Origin of the sequence: Stenotrophomonas capsici, from assembly GCF_034961085.1 — a bacterium.
Classification (GTDB): Bacteria; Pseudomonadota; Gammaproteobacteria; order Xanthomonadales; family Xanthomonadaceae; genus Stenotrophomonas; species Stenotrophomonas capsici.
The window spans coordinates 147323-160991 of record NZ_JAYFUH010000248.1 but is presented as its reverse complement, the minus strand read 5'-3'; the positions used below and the strand labels follow the sequence as shown (position 1 = coordinate 160991).

The following is a 13669-nucleotide window of genomic DNA, read 5'->3' as shown; positions in this document are numbered from 1 at the left end:
AGGCGCTGCACTGGACGGCCGGTGAAGGGCTGCTGCTGGCCAGCGGCGAGCACAGCGACACCACGGTGATGGGGGATGCGCGGCTGCATGCCGGGCAGGCGGTCGGGATGCTGGCGGCCGCGGTCGACGGCGGCGTGAAGGAAGGCAACGCGCTGAGCGTGGTCACCGGTGCCGGCGAGCTGGACGTGCAGGCGCAGAACGACAAGGTGCAGATCCAGTCACGGCAGGCGCTGCGCGCGGCCAGTGCGCAGGGCGTGGTGGAGCTGGCAGCCGGCAAGACGATCCACATCGCCACCGCCGGTGGCGCGAGCGTGACGATCGAGGGCGGCAACATCAGCTTCAACTGCCCGGGAAAGATCACCGTGCATGCCAAGAAGAAGTCCTTCGTGGGCCCGGTGCAGGGCGACTATCCGTTGCCGCTGTTCCCGAAGTCCATCTGCGTGGAGTGCATGCTGAAGGCCGCCGCGTCCGGTGCGCCATTCGCGGCATTGCAGTAAGGAGGAAGCGACGTTGTCCTCCTGTCATGCAAACAATGCACTGCCTTCGGCCGCGTTGCCCGCGTTGGCGGCCGCCATCGCCGGTGACGGCGATCTTGCCTGTTGGGCGTTGCTGGATGCTGCCCTGGTCGATGCCGGGCGGGTGCAGGCGGTCTGCGCCCGGCATGGCATGCAGGTCACGGCGGCCTATGCGGGCTCGGAGCTGGATGCCTACGGCGACGTGGGCGTGCTGCTGCTCTCCCTTGCCGGCAGTGAGGTGCACCGCACCGCGCAGGTCCTGCAATTGCTTGAGCTCGCAATGCCCGCGCCGGCGCTGAGCTGGTTGTACAGCAATGCCGATGTTGGGCAGTTGCAGCGGTTGTGCGCCTATCTGGGCATGGCGCGCGTCGCCGAACGCGGGCAGCCCATCCACTGCCGGTTCGCCGATACGCGCGTGCTGCCAGTGTTGCTGGCCGAGTTGTCCGCCACGCAGGTTGCGCGCGTGAGCGGATGTGTCGCGCAATGGGGTTGGGTGGACCGCAACGGACAGTACGTGCAGTGGCGTGGAGCGCCGGGCGGGGCGGTCGCCGATACACACGAGCACCTGCACCTGTCCGTGGCCCAGTTCCGTGCGCTGCGCGCCGCCGCCGAGCCCGATGCGATCTTCATGATGTTGTGCGAACAGACCCCCAGCCTGGTGCCGGAGGCACGCGTGCGCGGCGACTTCCATGCCCGGATCACCCAGATCCTGCAGACGGCGTCCCGCTTCAACGTGCAGGATCTCAAGAGCCGCCTGCAGTTCGTGGTGCTCAGCCTCAGCTGCGGGGAAGACTTCCACACCCTGCCGGAACTGCACTCCACCTGGGAAGGCGTGCGAGCGGGGGAGTTCCTGCTGGTCGACAAGATGCCGCTGTGGGGCAATGCGGTCTGGGAACGGCTGGAGTACCGCCGCCCGGAGGAAGAACGCGGGGTGCTGCCATGAGGGGCACGGCATTGCAGCAGGACGCCACCACATCGCAGCGGTCCGTTGATGACCGCAGGCATGACCACGGCGGGCGCAGGACGCCCGCAAGGATGGACCGAATGAAGCCTGCCCTTCCGTATTTCCATGAACGCCGCAAACCATTGGCACGTACGATGAGGCGGCACTGGCAGGTACTTCTCGGCGTTTGCCTGCTCTCGCTGGTGAGCGCCTGTGGGGCCAAGTCTGGTCAGGACGACACGGCCATGGGCAGCATCGACGGATACAACTCCACCGATCAGGCCATCACGCCGTTCTACGTGAACAACCACGGCGGCGTCAGCATCAACGCTTACTCCGGTGGTGGCTCGGTGTGCTGCATCCTCTACCCGAGGAAATGGCATCCCGGGCTGACCGCCAAGGTCAAGTGGGCGACCAGCAGCGGCAAGTCCGATGGTGACCCGACCCAGACCTGGCATGAGGCGGAGGTTCCGATCGAGCCTTATGACGTGCCCGGTTCGATGAATGTGCATTTCCTGCCGAATGACGAGGTGCGGATCGTGATCTTCAACGGTTCGCCGCGCGCGGAAGGTTACAAGGGGCCGCCCTATCCGGAAGCACCGCCAGGCTGGTCGACGCGATCGGACGTTGAGGACGCAGGTGTGCCGCCCGTACCGGCTGCCCCGCAGGGAGAAACCAAATGAGCAAGTTCGAGGCAGGCTGGTGGGCGGTTGATCGTCGTGGCGACGGTTCGACGGAGGCGTGGTTCTTCGCCGATGCGAAGCATGTCACTGGAACGGCCTTGTTGCTGCCCAACGGCGACCAGTTGCTGTACTTCCGCCCCACCAAGGAGAAGCCCTTCCTGTTGCGTGACTGGAAGCCCAGCTATGAACGCCTGGGCAGCGCACCGCCGGGCGACAGCTGGGACAACGACAAGTACGGGGCGAAGGCAAATGCCACCATGCAGATGCCGAAGGACTTCCCGCGCGCAAGTCGCAAGCCCAGCGCGCAGGAGCTGTCCGGGCGGGCCGGAAAGGCCGACCTGGGCAAGGCCGACGGCCTGGACTGCATGCGCGAGCTGCATGTCGGGGTGTTCTTCGATGGCACCAACAACAACATGCTGCGCGACCGCGGCAGTGCGGGCCATTCAAACGTGGTCACGCTGTACGACGCGCACAAGTCCGATGACGTGGAGTACTTCAAGTTCTACCTGCCCGGAGTGGGCACGCCGTTCCCCGAGATCGACGAAACGGGGGAGGACAGCAAGGGAAAGAGCATGGCCCGCGGTGGTGAGGCACGCATCCACTACGCGATGATCATGCTGTACAACGCGGTTTCGCGTTCGGTCACCGGCACCGACCTGGTGCCGGCGGACGAAGCCAAGGTCCTGGTCACCGAAATCTGGAGGGGCTTGAAGACCCTGTATCGCGGCGGCAACGCCAAGATGATCCAGATATTCGAGGACATCGACAAACGCCTGCTGGCGAAGGTGAAGGAGAAGCGGCCGAACATCACCCGCGTCCACCTGACGGTGTTCGGGTTTTCGCGCGGCGCCGCGGAGGCACGCACGTTCGCGAACTGGGTGAAGCTGGCCACGAAGGGGAAGGTGGGGCCGGCAGAGTTGAACATCCGCTTCCTGGGGCTGTACGACACCGTGGCGTCGGTGCTGCTGGCCGATTCCTCGCCGGTGGGCGGCGGCTTCCTCGATTGGGCCAACGGCAGCATGGGCATTCCGGCCGGCGTCGAGCAGACCGTGCACTACTGCGCCGGGCATGAGATCCGGCGTTCGTTCCCGTTGTCGACGTTGCGCATGGGCGGGGATTGGCCGTCACCGGCCAAGGAGTTCGTCTACCCCGGCGTGCACTCGGATATCGGTGGTGGCTATGCCCCCGGCGACCAGGGCAAGGGACGTGCGGGGCGCAGTGACATGCTCTCGCAGATCCCGCTGAGCGACATGTATTTCGAAGGCGTCAACGGCGGCGTGAAGCTGCTTCCGCTCAATGAGCTGCCTGCCAATATCAACAGCGACTTCAAGATCGAGCCGGCGCTGCAAAGTGCGTTCTCGGCCTACCTTCAATGGACGCCGACCAACGAGAAGGGCGAGAACGTCAGCGGCAGCAAGCGCGGCCATATGGAAGGGCGCATGCAGACGCAGATGCAGCACTACTGGCGTTGGCGCGGGAAGTACACCAGCGACGCCGCGCTGAAGACGCTCAAGAGCTGGTCCGCGGCCAGCGCGCAGGACAAGGCGGACCTGGAAGAGGGAAACAAGGACTGGCAGGTTGACCTGCAGCGTGCCCGCGATGCCCACAAGCCCAGGACGGTGACGGTGCCCATCGGCCTGGCGGGGGTCCAGATCAATCTGTCGGCCTCGCCCTCGCAGGTGCAGAAGGACGTGGTCAGCGCAGTGGATGCGACGGCACCGATTCCTGCCGACGTCGACCGCTTCTTCGACGACTACGTGCATGACTCGCACGCGGGCTTCTGGATGCTTGGGCCGATCACGCGCATCGACAAGGCGATCTTCATCAACGAGATCCGCAAGCGCAACGCGCTGCGGGAGCACCACCTGGCACTGGCAAAAAAGTACAGCGACCTGCGCAAGCACGACGAGGCCGGCCGCGAGTACATGCGGGCGCTGTCCTATGAGCTGAACCGGTTCGAGCAGCAGGTGCTGGCCGCCAACAGCAAGGACGTGGACGTCGAGGACGAGAACAGTGCAGGGAATGTGCCGTTGATGCGCGATTCGGATGCCAAGGACCTGCGTGACAACATGGGCATGGAAGGCTGGGTCGTGAAGAACGTGGTGGGATCGGGCACGCGCCGTGAACCCAACGGCGTTGGCCAGTACCGTCACATCATGGACCGCGACCACGAGCGCTTCCTGCAACCGATGAAGGAAGTGGAGTACCAGCGCGATCGCGCGATCGATGCGGCCAAGGAGAAGGTGCAGGAAGGTGTTGACGGTGTCCGCCAGAAGGCCGAGGAGATCAAGGACGGTGCGGCGCGCGCGGTGGATCGCGCGGTCGACAACGCGATTGATGCCGGCAAGGACGCCGTGATCGACGGACTCAAACGTGCGATCCCCAACGGGATGCCGCGGTTCTGATCACTGCGGTAGTCCTGCCAGACGACACGACGCGAGGCCCCGGTGGGCCTCGCGTCGTCATGGCCTGAACTGTGCGTTGTTGCCCGATTTGAAGCTTTGCCGATTCATTTATTTGAATTCGGCATGAAATGTCACGTTCCTGTTTTCTGATAGATTCGCCGGCAAGGGGGAATGCACGGCTATCCGCTGCGTGTCGGGCGGGCTGTCACAACTTCTGGGATTGGCATGGATCAGCTGACGAACCTGATGGCACAGGTCGCCGCGTTGAACAGCGCGCAGCGCCTGTACCGGCTGGAGAGTGACCTCCTTGGGGAGGGCGTGGTGGAGCGTTGGTGGGGGCGAGACGCGTTGGGCGTGCATGCGCGCACCGACGTGGATGTGCTCTGTACCGACGAGACGGTGGACCTGGAGGCGCTGCTGGGTTCGGCGGCGAGGCTGGTTGCGCGTACCGCCGCGGGCGGTGCGTGGAAGCGCAGCGGGCTGGTCTGCGAAGCGCGCCGGCTGGGCAGCGATGGCGGGCTGGTGCGCTATCGGCTGTCGCTGGCCTCGTGGACATGGTGGTTGCAGCATGCACGCAACAGCCGCGTGTTCCAGGACAAGAGCGTGCGCCAGATCGTCGATGAAGTGCTGCAGGCACACGGCGACCTGGCCAGCTGGCAATGGGCCGAGGGCTGCGATGCGCTGCTCGGTGGCCGGGTGCGCAGCTACTGCGTGCAGTACCGCGAGAGCGACCTGGACTTCGTGCAGCGCCTGTTGGCCGAGGAAGGGCTGGGCTGGCGGTTGCAGGACGATGCGCAGGCACGCTGTGGCAACGGCATGGAGATCTTTGCCGACAGCGTGCGTCTGCCGGAGAGCGCGGCGAGCACCGAAGGCGTGCGCTTCCACCGCAGCGATGCGACCGAATCCAGTGACAGCATCCAGCTGTTGGGCCGGCAGCGGCAGCTGACCAGCACGCGCGTGAGCGTGCTCAGCGATGACTACCGCCGGGTGAGCAGCATTGCGCGGCAGTTGCCGGTGGACGGCGGTGGCACGCAGTCACAGCGCGAGCACTACGACCCGGCCGGTGCCTATGCCTTTGCCGATGGCGCCACGGCCGATCATTACGCGCAGCTGCAGGCGCAGGTGCTCGAAGCCCACAGCCGGTGCTGGCACGGGCAGGGCAGCGTGCGTGGGCTGCAGTCCGGCACCTGGGTGCGGGTGCAGCAGGCACCGTTTGCCGAACCGCCGGAGCTGCTGCTGGTCACGGTGGAGCACACCGGCATCAACAACCTGCCGACCGACCTGCGCAGGAGCGTGGAGACGACGCTGGGTGCCGTGTTGATGGACGGCAGTACGACCAGTTGGGCCTCGGCCGAGAAAGTGGGCTACGGCAACACCTTCACCGCCGTGGAGCGGACGCAGCCCTGGCGGCCCCAGCTGCACGATGCCACCGGCGCGCGCCTGAACCCCCGGCCGACCGCACCGGGCTACCAGACCGCCATTGTGGTGGCCGGCCACGACGGTGGCGGGCAGGACGTCCACGCCGACAGCCTGGGGCGGATACGCGTGCGTTTCCATTTCCAGGATGCGCAGGGCGATACCACCTGGCTGCGGGTGGCCCAGCGTTACGCCGGGCCGGGCGTGGGCAGCCAGTTCCTGCCGCGCATCGGCCAGGAAGTGGTGGTGGGGTTCCTGGAGGGCGACATCGATCGGCCCATCGTGCTGGGCGCGCTGTACAACGGCCGCGGCGAAGCGGGCGTGGCGCCGACCCCGGCCGGGGCCGAGGGCGAGACGGATCGCGCGATCTACGGGCAGGCCGGGGACCAGCGCAGCAGTGCGCAGGGCAACCTGAGCGGTGGCCACGCCCCGGCCTGGCATGCCGCCGGCGGGGGTGACGATGCGCACCGGCACGCCGGTGCGGTGTGGGGCATCCGCTCACGCGAATGGGACGGCGGGCAGGGCAGCAATCACCTGCTGTTCGATGACTCGGACCAGCAGCTGCGGGTGCAGCTGGCCAGCAGCCAGCAGACGTCGCAGCTGACGCTGGGCCACCTGCGCCACCAGTCGGACAACTTCCTGGGCAGCCTGCGCGGCACCGGCTTCGAGCTGCGCACCGACGGCTGGGGGGCAGTGCGTGCGACGGCGGGCAGCTGGTTCAGTGCGTATGCGCATGACGGTGCACAGCCGGTGGGCGAGGCGGTGCAGCCGTCAGCCCTGCTCAAGCAGGTGAACCAGCTGGGCCAGCGCTTCAGCGAAGCGGCACGGACCCACCTGACCAGCCCGTTGGCGCTGCAGGAAGGTGCGCGTGGCAAGGCGCGCTCGCAGCTGGTCGCCGACAAGGCGCCGCTGGCGGCGCTGCAGGACAGCGTCAACACCACGGTGCGTGGCGACAGCTACAGCGAGGCCCGAAGCGAGGCCGGCGAGCGGCAGGCGCAACCCGGTGACGGGCGGGTGCCGCACAGCGGTGATCCGCTGCTGGGCCTGGCCGCGCCGGCGGGCATCGCACAGGTGGCCGGGCAGGCGCTGCACTGGACGGCCGGTGAAGGGCTGCTGCTGGCCAGCGGCGAGCACAGCGACACCACGGTGATGGGGGATGCGCGGCTGCATGCCGGGCAGGCGGTCGGGATGCTGGCGGCCGCGGTCGACGGCGGCGTGAAGGAAGGCAACGCGCTGAGCGTGGTCACCGGTGCCGGCGAGCTGGACGTGCAGGCGCAGAACGACAAGGTGCAGATCCAGTCACGGCAGGCGCTGCGCGCGGCCAGTGCGCAGGGCGTGGTGGAGCTGGCGGCCGGCAAGACGATCCACATCGCCACCGCCGGTGGCGCGAGCGTGACGATCGAGGGCGGCAACATCAGCTTCAATTGCCCGGGAAAGATCACCGTGCATGCGAGCAGGAAGCGGTTCGTGGGGCCGACGCACCTGTCCACCGAAATGAACAGCTGGCCCAACGCGCAGTTTGACGATCTGTATGTCGTGCGCCATCGCGCGACCGGGGAGCCCATGGCCAATACGCGCGTGGAGATCACCCGCAGTGATGGTGGGCGCAGCGAGGTGGTCACCGATGCGCAGGGACGCCTGCCGCGGCAACGCGGGCAGGGCATCGACGAAGTGGTCATCAAGATCCTGGGGAAGGCGTGACGCATGGATGAGAAAGACGAAGTACTGCTGCCGACCGGCGACTGGGATGCCGACGGACGCCCGGTCGCGCGCGCGCGCCTGACCGCGTTGAAGGACCAGCGCGAAAAAGTGGTCGAGGCCGACACCGATGCGGTGATCCCGGTGATCTTCGTGCCCGGCATCATGGGGACCAACCTGAAGTCCACGATCACCGGTGACCCGGTGTGGCGGCCGCCCAATACCGACGGCGTGGGCGCGATCCTGGGGGCGCTGGGGCAGATGGTCGTGTTCCTGTTCCGGGGCGCGGCTACCCGGCAACGCTTGTTGAACCCGTTGACGTCCGAGGTGGACGAGCGCGGCTCCCTGGACGCGGAGGGCACCATCCCCGAAGCGCTGGCGCGTGAACGCGGATGGGGCTCGCTGATGCGCTCGGCCTACAACCCGGTGATGGCCGAGATGCATCGCAAGCTCAACGACCTGATGTCCGCCGGCAAGCTGCAGCCGTGGTGGAGCGGCGATGGCGTACGCGCGCCGGCCGAGTACGGCGAGCAGAACGGGATGAGCGCGGCATTGACACCGGAGCAGTGCAAGAAGGCCGCGCACTATCGCTTCGAGGTCTGGTCCGGCGGCTACAACTGGCTGCAGAGCAATCGCCTGTCTGCCCGCGACATGATCGCCCGCATCGACCAGGTGATCCTGCCGTACTACGCCAAGCGCGGCGTCCGTGCCAAGAAGGTGGTGCTGGTGACGCACTCGATGGGCGGGTTGGTATCGCGTGCGATTTCGCGGCTGGAGAACTATGGCAACCTGCTGGGGATCTCGCATGGCGTGATGCCGGCGACCGGCGCCGCCGCGACCTATCACCATTGCCGCGCGGGCTATACCGGCGTCTCCAGCATCATCCTGGGCCGCAATGCGGGGGAAGTGATCGCGATCCTGGCGCAGGCGCCAGGTGGCCTGGAACTGCTGCCGGCCGCCGACTACAACCAGGGCAAGCCATGGTTGCAGCTGGGCGACAACGGGGCGCGGATCCCGTTCAACGGTGACCCGTACAAGGAGATCTACCTCAACACGAAATGGTACGGGCTGGTCCCGGAGGGCAATACCGAGCTGCTCGACCCCTCCGCGCCGACCGCGGAAGCGGCGTCGGCACGCGAGGAGGAGGATGGCCCGACGTTGTCGGCGCGCACCTCGTTCCAGATCAACATCGAAGGCGTGCAGTTCTTCCACAAGGACATCAGCCGCAAGTACCACGCGCCCAGTTACGTGCACTACGGCGACGATGCAAAGCAGCTGAGCTGGGGGGAGTTGCATTGGAGCGGGGGCAGCATGATGAGTGCCGACGGCATGGAGACGGTGTCGGACAACCGCAACGGGAAGGTCAAGCTCAAGGGTCCAGGCGGTCAGATCAAACTGGAGATCGCCGACCCGGCGGACCCCGGTGACGGCACGGTGCCGGCCTGTTCAGGTGCCGCCCCGAAAATCGATGTGCTGGCGTGTTTCCGGCAAGGCAGTCTCGGTACCGGCGAGTACGCGAAAAGGGGAAAGAAGGGCTATGACCACCAAGGCAGCTACAACGACGAACGCACGCGATGGGCAACCCTGTACGCCGCAGTGCGATTGGCGCAGGGCGCGGACTGGGCCTGAGCGGGTGACGATGGCCTCGGGATGGCCGGCATTGCGCGTCCTGCTGGCGTTGACGGTATTGGCCCTTGGCGCCGCGGGTGTTGCCTGTGCGGCGCCGCTACAACGGGAAAGCGATATGAAGACATTGTGCGTTGGACGATTCCTGCTGGATGTCCCGGCCGGTACCACGGTCAACCCTGGCTACGTGTATGCGAAGAAGAAGGTGGAGACCGCCACCGGCGTTTCGACCGAACGGTTCCGGCAGCAGGTTGCCGCGCGCGAGGCTGCGTTGGCGGCCGCGTCGCATCGGCTGGGTGGCAGCATGTCGGTGAGCCAGACCCGCATCGACGAGGATGCGGTGCTGCTGACCTCCTGGGTGAGCGACACCAGCAAGGCCGGCCATCGGCAGGAACTGTATGTGCTGGACCGTGCGCATGGCGTGCGCTACCTGGTCAGCGGCGAGACCGATGCGGCCAAACTGCCGGCCGCCATCGAGAACTATCGCGCCCTGCGCCCGCGCATCAGTTACCGCGATCCCGCCACCATCCCGACCGCCGCCGGGTTCTGCATCGACTCGGGCTTCATCGCGGGCAACCGCATCAACAGCGAGGAGATGACCATCGGCCTGCGTCCACGCGCTTATCCGGGCGCCCGGATGACGCTGATGTCGTACGTGACCGGGCGGCCGGACCGCCCGCTGTTGCAGCGTAGTAGCGACCTGCCACCCGAGTACGCCGCCGCCCAGGCGAAGATGCGCAACCTGCGCCGTGGTGAGCGCGACGTGGGGCCGATCCAGGGGCAGGAGATCCTTGCCCATGCCGAGGAAGGTGGCAAACGCATGTACGCGTTCCTGTGGGAATCACAGGGGCGCGCGGAGTCGTTGCAGTTCCCGTTCCTCTCGCTGCAGTTGTTGACCGAGGAACAGGCTGCACCGGCCGCCGCCTTTGGCAACGATGCCGAGGCACTGGCGGCCTGGGACCAGGTGCTGGGCAGCCTGCGGTTGCGCCCGGGCGCGATCTGACGCGCCTGCCGCGACCGGGCTGCATCGCCGCCATCTGTCCTATCGATTGATGGCGTCGATCATGCTGGCGCTACAGGCTTCTCCCTTGCAATGGCGGCGGGTGTTCGTGGGGGAGCACGCCCCCTGATTTGTGATCTGCGTGGACAGTTCTCTTCACATTCCGTTTGCTAGATTTGCCTCGGGGAAACCAGCCAGATCACGGGATGTTCAAGTACGCGGTACGAGTGGATGCCAGCCAGGGAAAAGTGAAGGTGGCGCTGGTTGACTGGCCGGAAGTTTCCGTTGCCGCCCGCCGTGATCCGCTCATCGAGCTCAAGGGTGCGCTGTTGGCGGAGATCGCCCGCTGCGTGCGCTCCAAGCTGCCCATCCGCGTTCCCAAGGCCCGGCCTTCGCCTTCCTTCTTCGTGCGGCTCTCGCCCGGCGAGGCCCTCAAGGTGATGGTCATCAACGAGATGTTTGCCAGCGGGCGCGATTTCAGGGCGGCGGCCGCCAGCCTGGACCTGCCCGAACGCGTCATCAAGCAGGCATTGGACCTGGGCCAGCCCACGGATGTCGAACTGCTCAACCGTATCCTGGCCGTGGTGGGTAAGCGCCTGCTGGCCTATACCGTCGCCTGTTGAGGTATGGCCATCGCCATTGCGTGTGATCGAAAGAGAACATGCGCGACGATTTGCGATCATCCGTGAGTGAAGCCCGTTCCCCTGCGCTCCTAGACTCCGCCCCAATCGCTTGCGCGGCCGGCCTGCCGGCGTGCGAGCGGGTCACCATGGAGTCGAAAAGGATCAAGCGATGGCTGGAAACGTGAAGCTGGACAAGTTGAGCGAGTTGGAGGGTTTTGTGGGTGCTGCGCTGGTGGACAGCGGCAGCGGCATGGCCCTGGGCCTGCTCGGGGGCGGTTCGTTGAACATGGAGATCGCCGCTGCCGGCAACGCCGAAGTGGTGCGCGCCAAGCGTCGTGCCGCTGCTTCGCTGGGGCTGACCGACACCATTGACGATGTCCTGATCACCCTGGCCAAGCAGTACCACCTGCTGCGCCCGCTGGAGAGCAACCAGGACCTGTTCCTGTACGTGGTACTGGACCGCTCCCGCGCCAACCTGGCGCTGGCACGCCACGCACTGAAGTCGTTCGAACAGACGCTCGACTTCAAGTAAGCAAGGCGTGTCACCGATCGCTTTGGGCGGTCACCTGCAGCGCTCGTCCTGGGGACTGCTGCAGACCACGCCAGGCAGCGGCTTGCTGCCTGGCGACCGCCACGGCCCGGTTCCCCGGGCCGTTTTCGTCAGGGCAGGCGCCGGGACGGAGTGAGCCACCCGGGGGCTGTTCGCAGGATCCGCTCACACTGCTCAATGGCCCCGACATGGCTTTGGACCCGGTGGAGCAGGGCATCAACCGATGCGGCCACGGCCTCCGCATCGGGCAATCCGTCGGCGGCCGACAGCACCCGGCCGGCCAGCAGGCCGACCCGCTGAAGGTGGAAAGACCGTTCGGCGTGTGACATGCCATAGGCATGGGCGATCAGCTCGGAGGCCGAGTCCTCAAGCGCTGCGCGCAGCTCTGCAAATCCCATCACAGCCCCCTGAATCTGCAACGGATGTCACGGTTTTGGCCAGTATGCTCCTGACGGCAGGCCAGGCGTCAAGGGGCTTTTACGGCCAGTTGCCGGAGGCCTGGCGGACGTAGCGTCGATGGGTCGCTGGCCAGGCCCGGGGCTGAAACGGCCCTTCCCCCATGGCGGTGAATGGCGGGTGTATCGTAATGACGGTTTGCCCAAGGGAAAGGGCATGCCGACATTGCGAGGGTGCATGAGAAAACGATCGGTAATGTTCAGCGCAGTGCTTCTGGCAATCACCGCAGGCATGCTCCCCCTGCTTGGCGTGTCGAAGCTGCTGCAGGCGCAGTCACTGAGGGCGCAGGAACAATACGTTGGCAATGCAGCTGCCTGGACCGCATCACGCGTGGAACGCACGCTGGATGATGCCAGGCAGGCGTTGTCGCGTGCGCAGCGCATCGACCGGACCGACTGTTCGCTCGCGCACCGCAAGATGATGGGGCAGGTGGCCGCGGACTCGCGCAGTATCGAGGACGTGGGCTTCTTCAGGAACTCGGAACTGGTCTGCTCGCGGCTGGGCAGCATCGATCCGCCGGTGCCGGCGCATCCGTCCGACCTTGATATCGGCGGTGGCAACTGGCTGTCCTATGCCGAGCGTCCGGTCCTGTTCAAGGGTAGCCCGCGCGTCGAGATCCGGCGCGGGGACTATGGCGTGCTCATCACGCCGGGGCGGCTCACCGACCTGGTCGCGGACAAGGGCACGGTGTACGGGGTGGCCAGCCGCCAGGGGCGCGTGCTGGAATCCTCCACGCAGGTTGACCCGCAGCTCGTGCAGGCGCTGCTGGTCGGAGGCCATTCGCCGCGCGCCGACCAGTTCGTCTTTGCCGCGCGCCCGGTTTCGGGCCTGGTCGCGTTCGCGCTGGTCGAGAAGGATGCGCACGAAGCATCGCTGTTGCTGGACTGGCGCTACACCGTGCTCATCGGTGGCGTCATCTCGGCCATGCTGCTGGGCCTGATCCTGTGCGTGTGGCGGCAGCAGCCGTCGCCAGAGAAAGCCCTGAAGCGGGCGATCAGGAACCGCGAACTGGTGGTGCATTACCAGCCGATCATGGATCTTACGACCGGCCGTTGCCGGGGGGCCGAGGCGCTCGTGCGCTGGCCGCAGCCGGATGGCCGGATCGCCTTGCCCGGCGAGTTCCTGCCCCTGACCGAAGCCAAGGGCCTGACTTCGGCGCTGACGGAACTGGTGATCGAAACCGCGCTGGAGGAAATGGGCGCCTTCTTCCGTGCACATGGCGAGCTGCATGTCAGCCTCAACATCCCCGCCGATGACATGGAGACGGCGTGCTTCCTGCCCCGGCTTTCCCAGGCGGTGAGCCGGGCAGGCGTGGACCCATCGCAGGTCTGGCTGGAGATCACCGAGCACGGTTTCATGAATGCCTCCGCTGCCGCGGTGGCGATCCGGAAGGTGCGCGCCGCGGGCCACCGCGTGGTGATCGACGATTTCGGTACTGGCTATTCAAGCCTGTCGCTGCTTGAGGGGCTGTCGCTGGATGCGCTGAAGATCGACAAGTCCTTCGTCAAGGCCATCGACCAGGAGGCCGCCCAGAGCATCGTGGTCAACCACATCATCAGCATGGCACACCAGTTGAATCTGGCGATGGTGGCCGAAGGTGTGGAGACCGAGGCGCAGGCGCGTTACCTCATGGAAGCTGGCGTCCAGTACGCGCAGGGCTGGTTGTATGCCAAGGCGTTGCCTGCCGATGCCTTCAAGGCCTTCGTCCAGGGCCGGCAGGGTGGAGCGGTGGGTGGGTAACGCAGCGGCGGCGC

Annotated in this window: 11 protein-coding genes; 10 read left to right on the top strand and 1 reads right to left on the bottom strand. The window is 66.4% G+C overall.

The window, feature by feature from the left end:
• The 9 genes from VA603_RS13255 to VA603_RS13215 form a co-directional block, all read left to right on the top strand.
• Positions 1–497, top strand: a 497-nt coding sequence (locus tag VA603_RS13255; RefSeq protein ID WP_323439130.1) for a DUF2345 domain-containing protein, incomplete at its 5' end; no start/stop codon positions are given.
• A 13-nt stretch (positions 498–510) separates the two neighbouring features.
• A complete protein-coding gene (locus VA603_RS13250; RefSeq protein ID WP_165931222.1) occupies positions 511–1458 on the top strand; it encodes a DUF4123 domain-containing protein in 948 nt (315 codons plus the stop codon).
• A gap of 101 nt (positions 1459–1559) precedes the next feature.
• Positions 1560–2141, top strand: a complete 582-nt coding sequence (locus VA603_RS13245; protein WP_225591987.1) for a DUF3304 domain-containing protein — start codon at positions 1560–1562, stop codon at positions 2139–2141.
• The gene (locus VA603_RS13240; protein ID WP_323439129.1) at positions 2138–4546 is read left to right on the top strand and encodes a T6SS phospholipase effector Tle1-like catalytic domain-containing protein; all 2409 of its coding nucleotides are present in this window, start codon (positions 2138–2140) and stop codon (positions 4544–4546) included. The genes VA603_RS13245 and VA603_RS13240 overlap by 4 nt, the downstream gene beginning before the upstream one ends.
• 225 nt (positions 4547–4771) lie before the next feature.
• The gene (locus VA603_RS13235) at positions 4772–7663 is read left to right on the top strand and encodes a type VI secretion system Vgr family protein (RefSeq protein ID WP_323439128.1); all 2892 of its coding nucleotides are present in this window, start codon (positions 4772–4774) and stop codon (positions 7661–7663) included.
• Between the two features lie 3 nt (positions 7664–7666).
• Complete coding sequence (locus VA603_RS13230) at positions 7667–9289, top strand: esterase/lipase family protein (protein WP_323439127.1); 1623 nt, start codon at positions 7667–7669, stop codon at positions 9287–9289.
• 115 nt (positions 9290–9404) lie between these two features.
• Positions 9405–10289 carry a T6SS immunity protein Tli4 family protein gene (locus VA603_RS13225; RefSeq protein ID WP_132865971.1) on the top strand — a complete coding sequence of 295 codons (885 nt, stop codon included), beginning with the start codon at positions 9405–9407 and terminating at the stop codon, positions 10287–10289.
• Between the two features lie 203 nt (positions 10290–10492).
• Entirely contained in the window at positions 10493–10909 is a 417-nt protein-coding gene (locus tag VA603_RS13220; protein WP_132865972.1) for a hypothetical protein, read from the top strand.
• Positions 10910–11078: 169 nt separating this feature from the next.
• The gene (locus tag VA603_RS13215) at positions 11079–11441 is read left to right on the top strand and encodes a roadblock/LC7 domain-containing protein (RefSeq protein WP_132865973.1); all 363 of its coding nucleotides are present in this window, start codon (positions 11079–11081) and stop codon (positions 11439–11441) included.
• Positions 11442–11569: 128 nt separating this feature from the next.
• Here the strand turns inward: VA603_RS13215 and VA603_RS13210 are convergent, their stop codons facing one another.
• The gene (locus VA603_RS13210; RefSeq protein ID WP_132865974.1) at positions 11570–11857 is read right to left on the bottom strand and encodes a hypothetical protein; all 288 of its coding nucleotides are present in this window, start codon (positions 11855–11857) and stop codon (positions 11570–11572) included.
• Between the two features lie 289 nt (positions 11858–12146).
• Between VA603_RS13210 and VA603_RS13205 the strand changes: the two genes are divergently transcribed.
• The gene (locus VA603_RS13205) at positions 12147–13655 is read left to right on the top strand and encodes an EAL domain-containing protein (protein ID WP_323439126.1); all 1509 of its coding nucleotides are present in this window, start codon (positions 12147–12149) and stop codon (positions 13653–13655) included.
• Positions 13656–13669 lie beyond the last annotated feature (14 nt).

What these genes read in the sequence shown, in the direction of transcription:
- VA603_RS13245 (WP_225591987.1), top strand. Translation starts at nt 1,560, where the DNA reads ATGAAGCCTGCCCTTCCGTATTTCCATGAACGCCGCAAACCATTGGCA.
- VA603_RS13240 (WP_323439129.1), top strand. Translation starts at nt 2,138, where the DNA reads ATGAGCAAGTTCGAGGCAGGCTGGTGGGCGGTTGATCGTCGTGGCGAC.
- VA603_RS13235 (WP_323439128.1), top strand. Translation starts at nt 4,772, where the DNA reads ATGGATCAGCTGACGAACCTGATGGCACAGGTCGCCGCGTTGAACAGC.
- VA603_RS13230 (WP_323439127.1), top strand. Translation starts at nt 7,667, where the DNA reads ATGGATGAGAAAGACGAAGTACTGCTGCCGACCGGCGACTGGGATGCC.
- VA603_RS13225 (WP_132865971.1), top strand. Translation starts at nt 9,405, where the DNA reads ATGAAGACATTGTGCGTTGGACGATTCCTGCTGGATGTCCCGGCCGGT.
- VA603_RS13220 (WP_132865972.1), top strand. Translation starts at nt 10,493, where the DNA reads ATGTTCAAGTACGCGGTACGAGTGGATGCCAGCCAGGGAAAAGTGAAG.
- VA603_RS13215 (WP_132865973.1), top strand. Translation starts at nt 11,079, where the DNA reads ATGGCTGGAAACGTGAAGCTGGACAAGTTGAGCGAGTTGGAGGGTTTT.
- VA603_RS13210 (WP_132865974.1), bottom strand. Translation starts at nt 11,857, where the DNA reads ATGGGATTTGCAGAGCTGCGCGCAGCGCTTGAGGACTCGGCCTCCGAG.
- VA603_RS13205 (WP_323439126.1), top strand. Translation starts at nt 12,147, where the DNA reads ATGCTCCCCCTGCTTGGCGTGTCGAAGCTGCTGCAGGCGCAGTCACTG.